Origin of the sequence: Uliginosibacterium gangwonense DSM 18521 (assembly GCF_000373965.1) — a bacterium.
GTDB classification, from domain to species: domain Bacteria; phylum Pseudomonadota; class Gammaproteobacteria; order Burkholderiales; family Rhodocyclaceae; genus Uliginosibacterium; species Uliginosibacterium gangwonense.
In genome coordinates this window covers 129,120-148,813 of the sequence record NZ_KB892838.1, presented here as the reverse complement: position 1 = coordinate 148,813, position 19,694 = coordinate 129,120, and the positions used below count along the sequence as shown (strand labels likewise).

The window sequence follows — 19,694 nt, the reverse complement described above, 5'->3', positions numbered from 1 at the left end:
GGAAAATGCTGCTCAATATCCATTTTTGGAGTTTAGTGATTGAGTGGCAACGTTTCTCGAATTTCAAGTAGTGTTTTGAGCGTGTGGCACTGTTACACGCTATGAATCCAGAAGTGAGGATGAGCGATGCAGATTGGCATGGTTGGACTTGGACGCATGGGCGCGAGTATGACAGATCGCCTGATACAGGGGGGGCATCACTGCGTGGTCAACGATCGTGATGCAGCGGCCGTCAGGCGTCTTGTCGCCACAGGCGCGGTTAGCACATCCTCTCTGGAGGCGCTGGTCGTTGCGTTGGCGCCACCTCGCGCTATATGGTTAATGGTTCCGGCCGCTTTTGTCGACGAGATCATTGTTAGTTTATTGCCATTGCTTGATAAGGGCGACATTGTCATCGATGGTGGTAATTCCTATTATCACGATGACATTCGTCGCGCGAATGAGTTGAAGAGTAAAGGCATTCATTATGTCGATGTAGGGACCAGTGGTGGGATTGCAGGGCTTGATCGCGGATACTGCCTGATGATTGGTGGGGAGGAGGCGATTGTGCGGCACCTGGAGCCCTTGTTTGCAACATTGGCGCCCAGCGCTGGCACGATCATGCGCACGCCAGGACGCGACAATGCCATCAGCAGTGCAGAGCAAGGCTATTTGCATTGCGGCTCAAGTGGTGCGGGTCACTTCGTCAAAATGGTTCATAATGGCATTGAGTATGGAGTCATGGCTGCTTATGCCGAAGGGCTTAACATTCTGCGCAGCGCCAATGTTGGCAAAGCGGATCAGGCTAAAGATGCTGAGACGACACCACTGCGCCAGCCGGAGTTGTACCAGTACAACATGAACTTGCCCGAAATAGCCGAGGTATGGCGGCGTGGCAGTGTTATTGCTTCATGGTTGCTTGATCTGGCAGCTACTGCGTTAGTGGCAGACTCTGAGCTGACCGATTTCCATGGCCAGGTTTCTGATTCGGGCGAAGGGCGCTGGACAATCCAGGCCGCCATTGACGAAGCAGTGCCAGTGCCTGTGCTGAGCGCTGCGCTTTACTCACGCTTTAGCTCGCGCGGCGAAGATGATTTTGCCAATCGGGTGTTGTCGGCCATGCGGCATGAATTTGGTGGGCACGTTGAGAAGGCGGCTGAGAAACCTTCAACCAGCAACTCGAAATAAGTAGAGACTCGACACCCGCCGCGCATCAGTGAGCGAAGCAGGGCAAACAGCATGTTGCCTTACCTTGAAAGAAATAAGCCATGAATGCCAATACTAAGAAACTGCACAACTCAGACCAATCGATCTGGCTCGACAATATTACGCGTGATCTACTCGACGATGGTACGCTGGAGCGTTATATCAAGGATCTGTCGGTGACAGGGCTGACTTCCAATCCGACTATTTTTGAACATGCTATGAGTAACGGCACTGCTTATGACGAAGCTATCAAAGAATTGGCTGCAAAAGGCTTCAAGAGTGAAGCGCTTTTCTTTGAGCTCGCACTGCAGGATCTGACACGTGCAGCCGATCTATTCCGGCCGATTTTTGATGCCACAAAAGGTGTTGATGGCTGGGTCTCGCTTGAAGTCTCGCCGTTGCTGGCAAATAACACAGCCATCACGGTGAAGGTTGCTGCAGACTTGTATATGCGAGCTGCTCGCCCGAATCTTTTCATCAAGATTCCCGGAACAGAAGCGGGGATAGCGGCGATGGAAGAGTCGATTTTTGCAGGAGTACCTGTTAATGTCACGCTACTATTTTCGCGTGATCAATATTTGGCTGCCGCCCACGCTTATATGAGTGGTATTCAGCGCCGTCTTGATGTTGGGCTCGATCCAAAGGTTGGGTCGGTTGCCTCTTTGTTTGTTAGCCGTTGGGATGCCGCTGTTGCCAAAGAAACGCCGCTTGCGCTGCATAATCGACTTGGGATTGCCGTAGCAATGCACACATACCATACCTATCTCGAACTGCTTGCCTCAAAGAACTGGCGCAAGCTAGAAGATGCTGGCGCGCATCCGCAACGCCTGTTGTGGGCCAGCACTGGCACCAAGGACCCAGATGCACGTGACACACTATACGTCGAAGCGCTTGTTGCCCCAAAAACTATCAACACGATGCCAGAGAAAACCCTGCTGGCATTCGCCGATCATGGTCAAGCGGGTTCCTGTTTGGGCTTTGGTGATGATGTTTCGGAAAAAGTGATAGAGGAGTTTCGTAATGTGTCGATTGATGATACTGCGCTCGCTGCAAGGCTTCAACATGAAGGGGCCGAGTCGTTCAACAAATCCTGGCTTGCACTCATCGCGAAAATCGAGGAAAAGACTGCTGCCATGATTAAAGCACAATAGGTGTGTCTGGCAATTCATTGTGCTTTTTCAGGGATATAGGAAAGTGCTTTGTTAGATGGCGCGTAATGGCTTGAATACCGTGAGTCACACCACCTTCGTAGTTACCTTTGACAAAATCTGTTTCCATCATGTGGCATATCTTCTCCCATTCTTCTGCGCCCACTCTGGCGTGTATTCCGCGGTCTGCCACGATTTCAACGTGCCGATCGGCAAGCAATACATAAACCAGTACCCCACTGTTGTATTCGGTGTCCCATATTCGCAGTTGCGAAAATATTTCGATGGCACGTTCTCTTCCGGACTGCCCTTTGAAGAGTGGCATGCCATGAAGAGCCCCCTCTACTGCAAAGCGGATTTCTCCGCAGTGTGTTGCCTCACCTAATGTGATCTCTTGCCCAATGATCAGTAGTGTCTGCTTTGGAAAAGTGCGTTTGACCCGACCGGGGGTCATTGTCAGATGCTTTGCAATGCGTTTGATATTCATGGTTACCACCGTCCTGAGGCTCCGCCGCCGCCAAATCCACCTCCCCCACCGCCGAATCCGCCACCGCGGCCTCCACCCGATCCGCCTGTGCCAAATCCACCCAGCAGCCCGCTGCTGCCGCTTAGCAAAGTAAATGCGAGGGCCATAAAACCAGCGCTCAATGCAATGGATAGTGCGCCGGCAAAGAGCCAGGCAATCACCCCAACGCCTCCACCTGTTATAAGTGCGCTGGGGAATCTGCCTAGGACGGTACGCAATATGCCGCCAAGGACTAACGCAAGTATGAAGACGATTGGAGTATATTTCCCTATCTCTTGAGCGTTCTCATTTGAGCTTGAAGAGGGAGCAGGTAAGGGCTCTCCGTCAACAACGTGAATAATCTGGTTCACCCCGGCGCTAATGCCTCCGTAGTAGTCTCCCTGTTTGAAACGAGGCGTGATGATCTCGCTGATGATGCGCTTGCTTGTTGCATCATTGAGCGCGCCTTCAAGGCCATAACCGACCTCAATGCGTACCACATGGTCAGACTTTGCTATGAGCAGAATCGCGCCATCATCAATTTTTTTGCGCCCCAGCTTCCATTGCTCTGCAACGCGCATGGCGTATTGCTCAATAGTTTCGGGGGCTGTACTTGCAACTATGAGTACCGCAAGCTGACTGCCTTTACGGGCTTCAAGTGCTTGCAATGTCTGATCTAATATCGTGATCTGTTCCCCGCTGAGCGTTGAGGTCTGGTCAATGAGATGTTCGGTCAGGGGCGGTACAGGGATTTGAGCCCCCACCATGACTGACCAGCAAAACATGAGTGCTGCAAATGGAACTCTGGCTATGTTTGCTGCGGTCACGAGGGGGCTCCCGAAGAGGCCGCCGTGGTTTTGGCTGGAGCTGAGTCAAAATCAACGATGGGAGGCTTGGCGATTTCTTTTTCATTTTCAACAGCGAAGTTCGGTTTCGCTTTGTATCTCAATGCCATTGCCGTCAGGTTGGAAGGAAAGGAGCGCACTGTCACATTGTAGGTCAGTACCGACTGGATATACCGATTGCGTGCAACCGTAATGCGGTTTTCTGTACCTTCAAGTTGCGCCTGTAAATCGCGGAAACTCGCGTCTGCTTTCAATTGAGGATAGTTTTCGGATACCATCAGCATTTTTGAAAGCGCCCCCGATAGCCCGCCTTGAGCACTTTGAAATTTTGCAAACGCCTCTGGGTTGTTGAGGGTCTCAGGGCTTACCTGCATGCTGCCAAGTTTGGCACGCGCATTGGTGACTTCAAGCAGTACGTCTTTCTCATGAGCTGCGTAACCCTTCACAGTATTGATGAGATTAGGCACCAGATCCGCACGACGTTGATATTGGTTAACTACTTCGGACCAACTTGCCTTGATTTGCTCATCGCTGCTTTGCAAAGTGTTGTAGCCACAGCCGGGCAGAATGAGTACCAATAAAACCGAAAGAAAAAGCCATAGTTTCCGCATCTGATCTCTCCACAAGGGCCATACATACACGCATCAGCATCAAGCAGCGGGAGCAGGGGGCCTCAACTGCACGGTTGCTGTGCGACTCATACTGAAGATGTTAGCGCGTTGGGTCTGTGCGCCACCGGACATATGTAGAGGTGCCAGAAGCGCCAAGGCAAGCGTACGCAGGATGTACGCAGGTGTTGGTTGCGGGTTTTCAGATCAGTCAGGGTTGCAAGGTGGATTTTTTTGCATGCGGAGGTGTTTTATGAGTTTGCATATGTGCACAGGCATACAGACTAAGAGGTTTTGCCATAGCAAACTAGTATGGCGTTTCCCTCAAAGATCTGGCGTAACAAAGAGGTGTGGTACCGATTTCTTTCCCCTGGCATGGTCAAAACCTACGCCTCGACTCACCTAAAGGATATTTAGATGCTACGCGAATTGAAACAGATGGAGAATTTCACGATCGGCGCTACGGACGGAGATATTGGTAGCGTCAAAGATTTTTATTTTGATGATGATGAATGGGTTATCCGCTATTTGGTTGTCGAAACCGGTGATTGGTTGTCGAGTCGTAAGGTATTGGTTTTTACCCACGCAATTCAGCAACTTGATTGGGGGCGGAAAATCCTGCCAACGTCTGTAAGCCTTGATCAGATTCGGAATGGCCCGGATATTGATACCAAGAAACCTGTCTCGCGCCAGCATGAAATTCGGTATCTTGAATACTATGGCTACCCCTATTATTGGGATGGTCTTGATATGTTCCCAGGCAGTATGATGCCGGATATGTATTTGCCCATGGCCATTCGTAGTGAGGAAGAGCGTGCGGCTATGAAGAAAATGCGAGCCTCACAGGAGAAGAAGGTGAAGGCCGAACATCGTGATGATGACCCTCATTTACGCAGCTGTGCAGCTGTAGCCGGCTATCACATCCATGCCATTGACGGAGAAATCGGCCATGTGCATGGATATCTGATTGACGAGAAAACCTGGGCTATCCGCTACATCATTGTCAACACCAGCAACTGGTGGTTGGGGCACAAGGTTGTGATTGCGCCGGAGTGGTTTCAGGATATCGATTGGGCTCAGAAAAGAGTTTCGGTGGATTTGCTTCGTCATTCAGTCGAGCATTCTCCCTCCTATAGCGAAACAATTCAGTTTGACCGCCAGCATGAGGCTGCCCTTTATGCGCACTACAAGCGCGTAGACTATTGGCCGGTAGAGGGTGTCGTTGAGCAGGCAGCATCGCATCCCTAGAAGCCTATTTGGAATGCTTTCAAAATAGCAAACTCTTGGAGTCCGCAGGCGCCATCTATGATTTTTTCATGAGAAGTCTGAGGTGTAATTCCCGGTGCAACAGGAAAAAATTGCAATGTCAATTTCCGTTTGGGCGCTGGTAATTGGCGCGCTCTTGATCGCGATGGCACTGACCGGTTCGTTGATGAAGCGACTTCCCGTCAGTGCGTCGATGTTTTATCTACTGGGCGGTTACGGACTTGGGAGTGCAGGCTTGGGGCTGATGGCTCCCGACCCACACCGGATGGCCGGTATACTTGTACGGGGCGCCGAAGTGGCGCTGTTGATCTCACTGTTTTCTGTTGGCTTGAAGCTGGGCCTGCCGTTTTCCAGCCACCATTGGCGCTTGCCGTTACGCTTGGCATTTCTTTCAATGGCGATCACTGTTGGGCTTATTACGCTGGTCGGAGTATTTTGGCTCCATTTGCCGCTGGGCGTAGCCGTACTGCTCGGCGGTATTCTGGCTCCTACTGACCCAGTTCTTGCCTCGGATGTTCAGGTTGACGAAGCGCATGATAATGATCGCTTGCGTTTCAGCCTGACGGGCGAAGGGGGACTTAACGATGGAGCGGCATTCCCATTTGTGATGTTGGGCTTAGGTTTGCTCGGTATGCATGAACTCGGGGCTGTGGGCTGGCGATGGTGGGGGTTTGACGTATTCTGGGGGCAGGCAGGGGGCTTGTTGATCGGAGCCGTTCTCGGCGCGATCATTGGCAAACTGGTAGTTTATTTACGAACACGCCATCAGGAAGCGGTCGGCCTTGATGAATTCCTGGCGCTTGGCCTTGTTGCGCTGGCCTTTGGTGTAGCGCAATTGGCTAATGCCTCAGGTTTTCTTGCTGTATTTGCCGCAGGTCTCGCGCTTCAGCGTACCAAGGAACGTTCCCGCAGACAGAAGGCGCCGGAAGAGGGGCAGGCCGGACTGCAGAACAAGGAAGCTCACCTTGCTGTAGCAACGCACCCCAACCTTGTGGGCGCTTACATGATGCAAGCAGTACTCGGTTTCAATGAGCAACTGGAGCGCATTGCCGAGTTGGTAGTCGTGCTCGCTGTTGGGGCCATGCTGGCATACGTGCATGTTGATCTGGCGACGACTGTTTTCATCATTTTGTTGTTATTTGTAGTGCGCCCACTTTCTGTATGGCTGGGGTTGCTCGGTGCCCAGGTGTCGGACGATCAGCGATTGCTGATTGCGTGGTTCGGTATTCGTGGTATCGGTTCAATCTACTACCTGTTGTTTGCACTGAACTACGGGCTTACAGGTTTATTGGCGGATCGGGCTATAAATATCACCTTGTCTGCGGCGCAGCATCCATCATTCTGCATGGAATATCGGTAACACCTTTAATGTCGCTCTATGCCCGGCGCCAACATCGAGGAAATCGCCTATCCAGTTCCGAGAACCGATACCGTGAAAAGCGCTGACGTTCAGTTTATATCCCCTCTATGCATAAAAACGGAATGGTTTCAATTGTTCGTTGCCGTACAGAACCCGAGCTTGAAAAGGAATATGCTCGGCCAACAGTATGAAATCTGTCGGTTTCATTGTGTAGGAGGTCAGAATCATGGGATTGACTTCAGATTATGTAGAGAAAATGCAAGCATTGCTTAAAAAGTGGGATGCTGACTTTGATGTTCTGGCCGCACAAGGAAAGAAGGCTGGCTCAGATGTACGAGCTGCATACCACGAGAGAATCACTGAATTGCGAGCGGGGCGTGCTGCCGCGCATGAAACGTTTCATGATCTGCGGATTGCAGCAGAATCTGCTAATTCAAAAATGCATGCGGGGATGGATTTGGCATGGGAATCCATGCGAACAGCCCTGGAAAAGGCGTTTTCAGACCTCAGGAAGTAATCACTAAAGATGAAATACCTCATGCAGTTTGTCGTCTGATATAAATTTCAATATTTAAATGGAAGACTCGAATATGCTCAACCATGAACTTTTCAAAAAGTCCTCGTTACATCAGACACTGGCTATCACATGTTTGATATTGGGGCTAGGCGTTTCTACAGTAAACGCTGCAAACGATGTTACGACTACCTCAGAGAGTCACAGTGATGGGGTGGTGAAAGCCGTTACCGATTCAGCCATCACGACGAAGGTGAAGGCCAGTTTGATAAATGAGTTGGTCGTTAGTAAATCAAATATTAGCGTGACTACTATTAATGGAGTGGTGACTTTGAAGGGAACAACCAGCAGCGCAGATGCTAAAACACTGGCAAGTGACTATGCAAGAAAAGTGGAAGGGGTCAAGGGGGTTCATAATAATCTGAAGCTTGCAGAAAGCAGTAGCATGGCCACCAAAACCAATGACGCAGTTGTCAAAACTGAGCGGGTTGTGAGTGACAGTTGGATTACAACCAAGGTGAAGTCAGAAGTTTATGCTGATAGTGTTAGCAAAGGCTTCAAAGTTGGCGTAAAAACAGTACATGGAGTGGTGATTCTTAGTGGGAAGTTACCCAATCAGGATGGTATTGACCATGTAAAAAATATTGCAAGTAAGGTTAAAGGAGTAAAAGATGTAGATACGTCAGCACTTACAATCGTGAGCCAATGATCGAATGGCCCGCAGGAAAGCAGGTTGATGTTATAAATATTTTTATGGCCTTGTGTATAGAAAAAACGCATTTTGCGTTTCTGTTCATATAGTCGTGTCGCTCTGGTGGAGTCCCTGATGCAAACAACGGCTTTTGCGCTAGGAATTGCCTCCTGGCTGTTAGTGGGCGTAGCCTCAGCTGAAACAGCGCCTTTGGCTCATCCTCAGGATGAGGCCATGCTATGTTTAGCCCATAAAACAGCGAGTGCAATTGACACCGCCACCATTGGTGAGCTTCGCGCAGCTTGTGCTGCTGAGGCAGCAGCCAAGCAGACTCCTCAGGGAAGCGTATCTGCGGCTCCCGTGCTGACGCAAAGACTTGCCGCTGAGCGTGATGCCTTCAATAATCGCTATGTCATCGCGCCGTATCGCCTCAATTATTTATTGCTGGGCAGCTATGCGGAGCGTCGCCCAAGCAACGCAGTTTTTTCGACGAGCGATGGTACTGATACCCGTGCACAGAAAAGTGAAAGCAAGTTCCAGATCAGCTTGAAATTCCCTTTATGGCTTGATGCATTTGGCGGTGCAGGCGATTTTTTGGGTGGTTATACCCAAAGATCATTTTGGCAGATGTACAACCGCAGCGCATCTTCACCATTTCGTGAAACTAATTACGAACCGGAACTCTGGTTTAGTCATGTAGTGAATCAGCCATTCTTGGGGTGGAACCTGTCTTCACTCACTCTGGGTGTCAATCACCAATCGAATGGCCGGGGCAGCACTTCATCTCGTAGTTGGAACCGGGTTATTGGCAGCGTTGCGATGGAACATGGCGGCGTTGCAGTCGTGCTCAGGCCGTGGTGGCGTATTCCTGAGAAAGGTGAAAGTGATGACAATCCAGATATCACGGACTATATGGGGCACTTTGATCTTACTTTGCTTGCGCACGTGGGTGAGCATACGTTCGATCTGATGTTGCGAGACAACTTGCGGTTGAACCATAACCATGGTGCCATGCAATTGGGTTGGAGCTTTCCCTTTACTCAAAAACTCAAAGTCTATGCGCAGTGGTTTTATGGTTATGGCGAGAGTTTGATTGATTACAAGTTGCGGCAAAACACCCTTGGTGTCGGCATTCAATTGATTGATTGGTAACGATTGGCACATGAGCATGATTTTGCATTGAATGTGGCAATACATTTTCAACGTTGTTGAAACAGGTAAGCATCATGCCCCAGCTTTTGCCAAAAGCAACTGATTTGCCTGTGACAGGGTTAAGCGTGGCAGAAGCGGCTGAGCGTCTCGTCAACGAAGGGCCTAATGTGTTGCCAGGCAGTGCGCCGAAGTCGATGATTGCCATTGTGTTTGAGGTGCTTACAGAGCCAATGTTTGTAATGCTGCTGGTTGCAGGTGGCATTTACCTTGCCTTGGGTGATCGTGCCGAAGCAATGTTTTTGCTTGCTTTTGTGTTTGTGGTCATTGGTATTACGCTGATGCAGGAGCGTAAGACGCAACGCGCATTGGAGTCCTTGCGCGACCTGTCTGCTCCGCGTGCGCTGGTGATTCGAGATGGGCAGACTGTGCGTATTGCTGGGCGCGACGTGGTACGTGGTGACATTCTTGTTCTGCGCGAGGGCGATCGTATAGCGGCTGATGCATTGCTACGTAGTGGGCAGTTGTCTGTAGATGAATCTCTGCTCACCGGCGAAGCTGTGCCAGTAACGAAATTGCCTTCCACGGAAGCAGTACCTGAGAAGGGAAAGCCTCTTGCCACGCCTGGCGGAAAGGATGGTACCTCTGCATTGTTTGCCAGCACAGTGGTAACACGCGGTGTGGGTGTAGCAGAGGTGTGTGGGACTGCAGCGGCCACTGCAGTTGGGCGCATCGGAGAAGCGTTGAACGCTACGCATGAAGAGCCGTCAACCCTGCAACGGAATTCACGCCGGTTGGTGCGCAATCTGGGTATCGGCGCATTCATCGTGGCCGCAACCCAGGTGTTGCTGGGCTGGAAATGGGATGGTCGCCCACTCCTAGATAGCTTGCTCTCAGGCATTGCTTTGGCAATGGCTGTTTTGCCTGAGGAAATTCCGGTGATTCTGACTGTTTTCTTGGCCATGGGCGCATGGCGGATTTCGAAGGAAAAGGTTCTGACGCGTAGAGTCGCCGCCGTTGAGGCGCTAGGGGCTATTACCGTGCTGGCAGTGGACAAGACTGGCACGTTGACTCAGAACCGGATGGCCGTTGCCGAACTGACCACCGCAGAGGGATGCTTTACGCCAGAAGGCGCTTCAAGCATGCCTGAGGCATTCCATGCGATAGTGGAGTTTGCCATGCTGGCAACACCTGGTGACCCTTTTGACCCCATGGAAAAAGCCATACGAGGATTTGGCTCGCGGTGGCTCGCCGGCACCAAACATATACATGAGGCATGTGCACCTGAGTTTGAGTACGAAATCTCGCCAGAGATTTTAGCGATGACAAAAGTTTTTGCCAGCGACCAGCCTGCCGAGCATTTGCTTGCGACTAAGGGCGCCCCGGAAGCGGTTGCAGACCTGTGTCACCTTGATGGCGTAAAACGTGATGCACTTCGTCACCAGGTCGAAGAAATGGCCGAGCGAGGCTTACGTGTGCTGGGCGTGGCGTGTGGGAGCTGGACTGGCGTGGTTACCGCGCAGAATGCCCAACCCGGTTGGCCAAAAAGTCAGGATGATTTTACCTTTACTTTTCTGGGGCTGCTCGGCTTGGCCGATCCTCCGCGAGCAGAGGTACCCGCAGCGCTGGCCGAGTGTCGACGTGCTGGGGTGCGTGTGATCATGATGACAGGGGATCATCCGGTGACAGCATTGGCCATTGCACGACAGGTTGGCTTGTCGGAGCGTCCAGATGTCATTACGGGTGAAGAGATCAGCGCACTGGACGATATGGCGTTGCGCAAGCGCCTCCAAAAGGTTGATCTGTGCGCCCGCCTGCAGCCAGCACACAAGTTGCGTCTGGTGCAGGTTTTGCGTGCTGCGGGCGAAGTGGTGGCCATGACGGGGGATGGCGTCAATGATGCACCGGCGCTCAAAGCAGCCGACATCGGTATCGCCATGGGTGAGCATGGTACTGATGTGGCCCGCGAAGCCGCTGCATTAGTGCTGCTTGACGACAGCTTTGCCCGCATTGTCGAAGCCATTCGCCAGGGGCGGCGTATCTATGACAATATCTGCAAAGCCACACGCTTCACCTTCGCGGTACACATGCCGATCATCGCGTTGGCATTTGCTCCGGTGTTATTGCATTGGCCCGTACTGCTGCTGCCAATCCACATTGTTTTGCTGGAACTGCTGATTGACCCGGCATGTTCTATTGTTTTTGAGGCTGAGCTGGAAAGCCCCGGCTTAATGGAGCGGCCACCGCGTACTCTGACAGATTCACCATTTGCGCCTGCGCACCTGGGTAATGGTGTTTTGCAAGGCTTGGGCATGGCTGCAGTTCTGTTGGCGGGGGACGCTTGGCTCATTGCTCAGGATTGGGATGCGTCGCAAGGCCGCAGCGTGGTTTTCGGATCTTTGGTCGTGGGGGTGTTGCTCTTGATTCTCTCAAACCGGGATTTGGCACGACCTGCGATCATGGGTGTTGCCGATAAAAATCCTTGGTTATGGCGCATGGCCGTTGCTATTGGGCTACTGCTTGTGTTGATGATAAGCATCCCTTTGTTGCGTCAACTGATGGGGCTGGCGCTGCCAAGTCTGATCGGATTGGCCATTGCTCTTGGAATGATTTTGGCAAGTTTGGTCTGGTTAGAGCTTGTGCGTTGCGTGAGTCGGCATTTCTCCCCGCTCGTGCCCCAAAAATCATAGAGTTTCCCCTCACCGTTGCAACGGTTCCACTGTGCGTTACCAGACAGAAAAATGCACCTCAAAATTGCATACTGGGTATATGCAGTCTGATCACGTCCTTGCATAGGTAAGGCGATTCGTGAAGCCGTTCAAACTGCGAAAAATCCACCGGGACATTGCAGACAAGTTGAGCGGTATAACTTTTGAGGTGTTGTGATTCCATGAGCAAGCGTCAATCCAAACACAAACGTGACAAGGTAGCTGATTCTGAAAATAAATCTCAGCATGAAATTGCTATCACTCATGACGAGTACGAGACTCAGCTTCGCGTTTTACAGATGGAACTCGTCAAGTTGCAGCGCCATATCATTGATACAGATGATCGAATTCTGGTATTGCTGGAAGGGCGCGACGCAGCGGGGAAAGACGGTAGCATCAAGCGGATCATCGAGCACCTTAGCCCCCGTGAAACGCGTGTAGTGGCCCTCAGTAAACCCTCCGATCACGAGCGTAGTTGCTGGTATTTTCAGCGTTATGTGGCGCATTTGCCCAGTGCCCAGGAAATGGTTCTCTTCAACCGCAGTTGGTATAACCGGGCGGGCGTTGAGCATGTGATGGGTTTTTGCTCTAAGGGCGAACTGGACGAGTTTATGTTGTCCGTGCCCAAATTCGAGGAAATGCTTATCAGTTCAGGCATTAAACTTTTGAAGTATTACTTGGATATAAGCAAGGATGAGCAGATCCAGCGCCTTGCCGAGCGTAAGCATGATCCCCTTAAGCGTTGGAAGACGAGCTCCATTGATGCCTCGGCCATCAAACATTGGGATGCTTACTCGGAAGCCCGCGATGCGATGCTCCTCGGTACGCACTCCGAAATTGCCCCCTGGCATATCGTGCGGGCTGACAATAAGCGTTTTGCGCGTTTGAATCTTATCCGCGATATCCTCTCTAGACTCGATTATGCTGGGAAGAAAGGCAAGTTGGTCCGCCCTGACCCTGCCGTTGTATTCGGGTTTATGATTGACTCTATTGGGGCCCGACAACTGTCATATTGACTGGGGAGGGGCGATGAGCTGCAAGCTATTTGATGGTGACGCCCTACGCAGGCATGGCAGTGTTGCATTAATATTTCTGTTCATAGCAACTGGTTGCGTTTCTATGGCGCCGACTTACGAGCGGCCCCCTTTGCCTGTAATGGATCACTATCCGCTCAGAATGGAAGAGGAGGTGATAGGTACAGGAAATCCGGCTGCAGCGACTGATTGGCACGTGTATTTCTCAGATCGGCGCCTGCAAGATGTAATTGCACAGGCACTAGAGAATAACCGAGATTTGCGCATTGCTGTATCGCGGGTCGAAGAGGCACGTGCGGCTTATGGCATACAGCGTGCCGAACAATTTCCAAGCATTGGTTTGGGTGTTGACGCCAGCCGTTCGCGTATTCCGGGAGATCTCAATTTGACCGGCAAGCCCCTGATGGGTAATCAGTTCCAGGTGGCATTGGGGGTGAGTGCCTGGGAGATCGATTTCTGGGGGCGTGTTCGCAGCCTCAAAGAGGCAGCGCTTGAAAGCTATTTTGCTACAGACGAAGCACAGCAAGCTGTGACAGTTAGCCTGATTGCCCAAGTGGCGAATAGCTATCTGGCACTACGCGAATTGGATGAGCGGCTGATCTTGGCGCGTCAGACCACTGCCAGTCGTGCGGAGTCATTAAGAATATTTCGTCGTCGTGTCGAGGTGGGTGCGACGTCGCACCTGGAGCTGACTCAGGTTGAAACCTTGTGGCAACAAGCGACTACTTTGGGGGCTCAATTGGAGCAGGCTCGTGCGACTCAGGCCAATGCGCTGACCTTGCTGGTGGGCGCTTCAGTGGAACTTGGCACTCCACCAGAAAAATTCGATGATGCGAGCGTGCTGAAGGAGTCAGCCGTTGGCATGCCATCTGATCTATTGCTTGACCGCCCTGATATTGTGGCTGCAGAACACCAGTTGAAGGCGGCCAACGCCAATATCGGCGCAGCTCGTGCCGCTTTTTTCCCGCGTATCGCACTGACGGCTTCGTATGGTACAGCTAGCGCTGAACTTGATGGCCTGTTTGGTTCCGGTAGCGCGGCCTGGAATTTCGCCCCCAGCCTTATATTGCCCTTGTTTGATGGTGGGCTACGGCGCAACAACCTGAGCTTGGCACAAGCACGCAAGACCCGGGCAGTCGCGGAGTACGAGAAAACCATTCAGGAGGCGTTCCGCGATGTGGCGGATGCGCTGGCGGCGAGTCATTGGCTTGGTGTGCAAGTGCAGACCCTGCAGGCCACTCGGGCAGTGCAGACCGAGCGCGCGCGATTGGCTAAATTGCGGTATGACAATGGCGCGGCAGCATTTCTGGAAGTGCTGGATGCACAACGCGATCTGCTGACAGTGGAGCAGCAGTGGGTACAAGCCCGGCGTGCTTTGCTTTCAAGTCGAGTCGGGCTGTATGCAGCGCTGGGGGGTGGTACACATTATCTGGCTGCGGAAGGCTCAACTTCCCCGAGTGCATCCGCGAATTCCTCCGCACACTCAATCAAGGCAAAATGACATGATTTCGCCCACTACGCCTGAAGCACCTGCTGCACCCGCAGCGACTCCACCGCCGACACCACCACCCGCTGCACCGCCTGCCAAAAAGGATGCTCCTAATCAGCCTAATGAGGCTGCGCCCGTAGCGAAGAAATCTGGTGTAAAAAAGCTGCTCGTTATCGCATTGATTGTGCTTGCCGTCGTGGCCGCAGGTATCTACGCCTGGATGAAATTGCACGTAACTGGCCCAGGAGAGGGTTTCGTCAGTGGCAATGGGCGCATTGAAGCGACTGAAGTGGATGTCGCGACAAAATTGGGGGGCAGGGTTGATAGCATATTGGTAAATGAGGGAGACGCTGTTAAAGCGGGCCAACTCCTGGCAAAGATGCAGATCCAGGTGCTCGATGCGCAGCGCGACGAGGCCCGCGCTCAGCAACAACGAACGGTCAGTGCTGTGGTGGGGATGCAGGCGCAGGTAGCGGCACGCGAAAGCGACAAGCTTGCCATGCTGGCCCTGGTGGCACAACGCGAGAGTGAATTGGATGCTGCGAAGCGGCGCCTCACGCGTTCTGAAACGCTGGCGAAGGAGGGGGCGTCGTCGGAGCAGGAGCTGGATGATGATCGTGCCAAGGTCCGCAGCGTACAGGCTGCTGTTGCTGCCGCCAAGGCACAGGTTGAAGCGGCACAAGCTGGAGTCGTTGCATCACGTACGGCGGTGCTGGGGGCTCGCTCCACAGTGGTTGCAGCAGAGGCAACGGTTGCCCGCGTTGATGCAGACATCAACGATAGCGCGTTAACGGCGCCTATTGATGGCCGCGTGCAGTACCGCATTGCACAGCCTGGAGAGGTATTGGGGGCTGGCGGCAAGCTGCTCAATCTTGTGGATCTTTCTGATGTCTACATGACATTTTTTGTCCCAGAGACCCTGGCAGGCAAACTCGCACAGGGGAGCGAAGTGCATATCATTCTGGATGCAGCCCCCCAGTTCGTGATTCCTGCCAAGGTGTCCTTCGTGGCCAGCACTGCACAATTCACCCCTAAGACGGTTGAAACCGTGAATGAGCGACAAAAGCTGATGTTCCGCGTCAAGGCCCAAATCGACCGCGATCTATTGCAGCGGCACCTCAAACTGGTCAAATCCGGCTTGCCTGGCGTTGCCTGGGTCAAACTGGATGCCCAGGCACAATGGCCACCAGAACTGGCCGTGAAGGTGCCGTGGTGAAAACGTCCTCTGATAGCGCTTCATACGTTGCGCAAATTAGTGTGCTTAGTCTGCATTACGGAAAAACCGTTGCGCTTGACGGGGTGACTCTCAACATTCCTGCCGGCAGCATGGTGGGGCTGATTGGCCCGGACGGAGTGGGAAAATCTAGCCTGATGTCTCTACTTGCAGGCGCACGCGTCATACAGCAAGGTAGTGTAATGGTGCTTGCCGGTGATATGTCTAGCTCAACGCACGGCACAGCCGTATGCTCGCGCATTGCATATATGCCACAGGGATTGGGGAAAAACCTCTATCCGACTCTGTCTGTGGAGGAGAATCTTCAGTTCTTCGGGCGTTTGTTCGGCCACGATGCTGCCGAGCGCCGCCGCCGTATTGACGAACTGACAACCCGAACAGGGTTGTATCCATTTCTGACTCGCCCAGTGGGCAAGCTCTCCGGGGGCATGAAGCAAAAGCTTGGCTTGTGTTGCGCTCTGATCCATGACCCCGATCTACTGATCCTTGACGAACCCACCACGGGTGTCGATCCCCTTTCACGCAAGCAGTTTTGGGATTTGATTGATCACATTCGTAGTGAACGCAAAGGTATGAGCGTGATTGTTGCCACAGCTTACATGGAGGAGGCCGATCATTTTGACTGGTTGGTCGCCATGAATGCAGGAAAGGTGTTAGCCACCGGAGCACCTGCAGCATTACATGAACGTACCGGTACCGCCTCATTGGAAGAAGCGTTCATTGCGCTGTTGCCCGAGACGGAGCGGCGTGGTCATCAGCGCGTGGTGGTACCCCCTTTGGCAGAGTCTGGCGATGCGAGTATTGCCATTGAGGCCAAAGGGCTCACCATGCGTTTTGGCGATTTTGTGGCAGTGGATCATGTTGATTTTCGCATCCGGCGCGGCGAGATATTCGGTTTCCTGGGTTCCAACGGTTGCGGAAAATCGACCACCATGAAGATGCTTACAGGCCTGCTGCCCGCTAGTGAAGGGCAAGCGTGGTTGTTCGGCCGACAGGTCGATCCGGGCGACATTGCCACACGCCGTCGCGTGGGGTATATGTCACAGTCATTCTCTCTGTATGGGGAGCTTACAGTACACCAGAATCTGGTGTTACATGCTCGTTTGTTCCGCTTGCCGGAAGCGGGCATTGCTGCGCGCGTGGATGAAATGGTAGCGCGCTTCGGTCTGGGCAATGTGCTAGAGAGCTTGCCAGAGAGTCTCCCCTTAGGTATCCGGCAACGCTTGTCACTGGCAGTCGCCATGGTGCATAAGCCCGAGATGTTGATCCTTGACGAGCCGACCTCCGGGGTAGACCCCGTTGCGCGTGATGTGTTTTGGCAGTTAATGATTGATCTGGCTCGCAATGATCAGGTCACGATCTTCATTTCCACCCATTTCATGAACGAGGCAGAGCGCTGTGATCGTATCTCGCTGATGCATGCTGGGCGTGTATTGGTGACCGATACCCCAGCGGTGCTAGTCAAACAGTGTGGTACCGCAACGCTCGAAGAAGCCTTCATAAAATACCTTGAAGATGCTGCAGGGGAGGGGGGGCAAAAGGCCGTTGTGCCTGCTCTTCCTCCCTCAGCGGGTTCTTCTGTCGAATCCTCTATACGGATTCGCCAGCGCTTTAGCTTGGGCCGTGCTTTCAGTTACACGCTGCGCGAAACACTAGAATTGAAGCGCGACCCATTGCGGGCAACGCTTGCCTTGCTGGGTACCGCCATCCTGATGTTCATCATTGGCTATGGCATCAATCTGGATGTGGAAAATTTGCCCTATGCCGTGCTTGATCACGACCAGACGGTATTGAGCCAGAACTACACGCTGAATTTTTCAGGCTCGCGTTATTTTATCGAAAAACCACCCATCTCCGACTATGCAGATCTTGATAAACGTATGCGTTCTGGCGAGTTGTCTTTGGCCATTGAAATTCCTCCCGGTTTTGGCCGTGATCTGCAGCGTGGCGCCGTGGTACAAGTAGGGGCCTGGGTGGATGGTGCAATGCCCACACGTGCAGAAACGGTACAAGGCTATGTGCAGGCCATGCATCAAATGTGGTTGGCTGATACGGCAATCCATCGCCTTGGCGTCAAGGCTGCCGTTGCAAGTAACGTAGAAACCCGCTATCGCTACAACCCCGATGTCATGAGCCTGCCTGCCATGGTTCCGGCTGTGATCCCCATGTTGCTGATGATGATTCCAGCTATGCTGACAGCTTTATCGGTAGTACGTGAAAAGGAACTCGGTTCAATCATCAATTTGTATGTCACCCCGGTCACACGCGTGGAATTTCTACTTGGCAAACAGCTGCCCTATATTGTTCTGGCGATGCTCAATTATGTGCTCATGGCGGTGCTAGCGATCACGGTATTCGGAGTGCCAATCAAAGGGAGTGTCCTTACCTTGACATTGGGGGCACTGATCTTTGTGATGAGTTCCACGGGGTTTGGTCTATTCGCCTCAACCTTTACCCGCAGTCAGATTGCAGCCATGTTTGTCACCATGATCGGTACGCTGGTTCCTTGTGTACAGTTCTCCGGTTTGCTCAATCCTGTGTCATCGCTCGAAGGTATTGGCGCCATGATTGGTCGCATTTATCCGGCCACCCATTTTCTGAACATCAGCCGTGGTGTGTTCAACAAAGCACTTGGGCTTTCGGAATTGCTCCCCTCATTCTGGCCTTTGCTTGCCGCAGCCCCGATAATCCTTGGTGTGGCTGTTGTATTGTTGAAAAAGCAAGAACACTGATGAATACTTCTTTTTTGAATATATACCGATTGGGCATAAAGGAACTGTGGAGCTTAGCCCGCGATCCGGTCATGATGGTGCTGATCGCGTACACCTTTACGGTGTCCATTTACGTTGCCGCCACAGCCATGCCCGAGAGCCTGCATAACGCTCCTATTGCTATCGTCGATGAGGATGGCTCTCCTTTGTCGGCACGTATCATTTCCAGCTTCTATCCGCCTCACTTCAAAACTCCGACAATGATCTCGCTTGCAGAGGGCGATGTGGGCATGGATAGCGGCGTCTACACCTTTGTTCTGGATATCCCGCCGAATTTTCAACGTGATGTGCTTGCCCAGCGCGTACCAACAATACAGCTCAACATTGATGCAACGCGTATGACGCAGGCCTTTACAGGTAACGGCTATATTCAGCAGATTATTTCAAACGAAGTGAATGATTTTAGCCGACGCTACCAAAGCACTCCACGTTTGCCTGCAGATTTGGTGCTGCGCATGCGATTCAATCCTAACCTGGAACAAGCGTGGTTTGGTTCCTTGATGGAAATCATCAATAACGTGACCATGCTAGCCATCATTCTAACGGGCGCAGCGCTGATCCGCGAACGCGAACATGGCACAATTGAGCATTTACTCGTCATGCCTGTGACGCCGGCGGAGATCATGCTGGCAAAGGTCTGGTCGATGGGGCTTATCGTTCTGTTGGCCGCTTTAATCGCATTGATTTTCGTTGTGCAGGGGGTGTTGCAGGTGCCGATACAGGGCTCGATTGCCCTATTCATGGTTGCGGTGGCATTGCATTTATTTGCTACCACTTCGATTGGAATCTTCCTGGCTACATTGGCACGCTCCATGCCACAGTTTGGGATGCTATTGGTGCTTGTCCTGATTCCTTTGCAACTGCTTTCTGGAGGATCTACACCGAGAGAGAGCATGCCACTGTTTGTACAAAATGTAATGTTGGCGGCACCCACCACCCATTTCGTGGCTGCTGCGCAAGCAATCCTTTATCGCGGAGCGGGCATTGATGTGGTCTGGCCTCAGTTTGCGGGAATCGTGTTTATTGGCATCGTGCTTTTCACGGCCGCGCTATTGCGTTTCCGAAAAACGATTGCTCAGATGTCTTGAGTGTTATTTTATTGTTGGAGAGAGCAGGCGGTATTCCTGCCGTGTGCCCCGTTCTGAGTGCCAAGCTTGTATTGGTAGAGGTCCTTGGTATACGGCTGT

Annotated in this window: 16 protein-coding genes; 13 read left to right on the top strand and 3 right to left on the bottom strand. The window is 52.3% G+C overall.

Features of this window, described 5'->3' with window-relative positions; translation table 11 throughout:
- Positions 1-138: 138 nt before the first annotated feature.
- Both gnd and tal read left to right on the top strand, forming a co-directional pair.
- Positions 139-1,167, top strand: a complete 1,029-nt coding sequence (gnd, locus tag B145_RS0108035) for a phosphogluconate dehydrogenase (NAD(+)-dependent, decarboxylating) (RefSeq protein ID WP_211209783.1) — start codon at positions 139-141, stop codon at positions 1,165-1,167.
- An 80-nt stretch (positions 1,168-1,247) separates the two neighbouring features.
- A complete protein-coding gene (tal, locus tag B145_RS0108030) occupies positions 1,248-2,336 on the top strand; it encodes a transaldolase (RefSeq protein WP_018606507.1) in 1,089 nt (362 codons plus the stop codon).
- Here tal and B145_RS0108025 read toward each other — a convergent pair.
- The 3 genes from B145_RS0108025 to B145_RS0108015 are packed head-to-tail and all read right to left on the bottom strand — an operon-like array spanning position 2,323 to position 4,294.
- Positions 2,323-2,820, bottom strand: coding sequence for a TPM domain-containing protein (locus tag B145_RS0108025; protein WP_018606506.1), 498 nt, complete (start codon positions 2,818-2,820; stop codon positions 2,323-2,325). The two genes, tal and B145_RS0108025, sit on opposite strands and share 14 nt — an antisense overlap.
- A 2-nt stretch (positions 2,821-2,822) precedes the next feature.
- Positions 2,823-3,665, bottom strand: coding sequence for a TPM domain-containing protein (locus B145_RS0108020; RefSeq protein ID WP_211209782.1), 843 nt, complete (start codon positions 3,663-3,665; stop codon positions 2,823-2,825).
- Positions 3,662-4,294 (bottom strand): LemA family protein, encoded by a 633-nt coding sequence (locus B145_RS0108015; RefSeq protein WP_018606503.1) that lies wholly within the window; start codon positions 4,292-4,294, stop codon positions 3,662-3,664. The genes B145_RS0108020 and B145_RS0108015 overlap by 4 nt, the downstream gene beginning before the upstream one ends.
- A 414-nt stretch (positions 4,295-4,708) precedes the next feature.
- Here B145_RS0108015 and B145_RS0108005 point away from each other — a divergent pair, with 414 nt between their 5' ends.
- The 11 genes from B145_RS0108005 (at position 4,709) to B145_RS0107955 (ending at position 19,595) form a co-directional block, all read left to right on the top strand.
- Positions 4,709-5,539, top strand: a complete 831-nt coding sequence (locus tag B145_RS0108005; protein ID WP_018606502.1) for a PRC-barrel domain-containing protein — start codon at positions 4,709-4,711, stop codon at positions 5,537-5,539.
- A gap of 115 nt (positions 5,540-5,654) precedes the next feature.
- Positions 5,655-6,917 carry a cation:proton antiporter gene (locus B145_RS26965; RefSeq protein ID WP_245541841.1) on the top strand — a complete coding sequence of 421 codons (1,263 nt, stop codon included), beginning with the start codon at positions 5,655-5,657 and terminating at the stop codon, positions 6,915-6,917.
- A gap of 226 nt (positions 6,918-7,143) precedes the next feature.
- Complete coding sequence (locus tag B145_RS0107995) at positions 7,144-7,434, top strand: sll1863 family stress response protein (RefSeq protein ID WP_018606500.1); 291 nt, start codon at positions 7,144-7,146, stop codon at positions 7,432-7,434.
- Positions 7,435-7,507: 73 nt separating this feature from the next.
- Positions 7,508-8,140, top strand: a complete 633-nt coding sequence (locus tag B145_RS0107990) for a BON domain-containing protein (protein WP_018606498.1) — start codon at positions 7,508-7,510, stop codon at positions 8,138-8,140.
- A gap of 117 nt (positions 8,141-8,257) precedes the next feature.
- Complete coding sequence (locus tag B145_RS0107985; RefSeq protein ID WP_018606497.1) at positions 8,258-9,274, top strand: phospholipase A; 1,017 nt, start codon at positions 8,258-8,260, stop codon at positions 9,272-9,274.
- Positions 9,275-9,348: 74 nt separating this feature from the next.
- Positions 9,349-11,961, top strand: coding sequence for a cation-translocating P-type ATPase (locus tag B145_RS0107980; protein ID WP_018606495.1), 2,613 nt, complete (start codon positions 9,349-9,351; stop codon positions 11,959-11,961).
- A gap of 200 nt (positions 11,962-12,161) precedes the next feature.
- Positions 12,162-12,995 (top strand): polyphosphate kinase 2, encoded by an 834-nt coding sequence (gene ppk2 / locus B145_RS0107975; RefSeq protein WP_018606493.1) that lies wholly within the window; start codon positions 12,162-12,164, stop codon positions 12,993-12,995.
- 13 nt (positions 12,996-13,008) lie between these two features.
- Positions 13,009-14,514 (top strand): efflux transporter outer membrane subunit, encoded by a 1,506-nt coding sequence (locus B145_RS0107970; protein WP_033406609.1) that lies wholly within the window; start codon positions 13,009-13,011, stop codon positions 14,512-14,514.
- Position 14,515: 1 nt separating this feature from the next.
- Positions 14,516-15,718, top strand: coding sequence for an HlyD family secretion protein (locus tag B145_RS0107965; RefSeq protein WP_018606487.1), 1,203 nt, complete (start codon positions 14,516-14,518; stop codon positions 15,716-15,718).
- Entirely contained in the window at positions 15,682-18,468 is a 2,787-nt protein-coding gene (gene rbbA / locus B145_RS0107960) for a ribosome-associated ATPase/putative transporter RbbA (RefSeq protein WP_018606485.1), read from the top strand. The genes B145_RS0107965 and rbbA overlap by 37 nt, the downstream gene beginning before the upstream one ends.
- A complete protein-coding gene (locus B145_RS0107955) occupies positions 18,468-19,595 on the top strand; it encodes an ABC transporter permease (RefSeq protein ID WP_018606483.1) in 1,128 nt (375 codons plus the stop codon). The genes rbbA and B145_RS0107955 overlap by 1 nt, the downstream gene beginning before the upstream one ends.
- Positions 19,596-19,694: the final 99 nt, after the last annotated feature.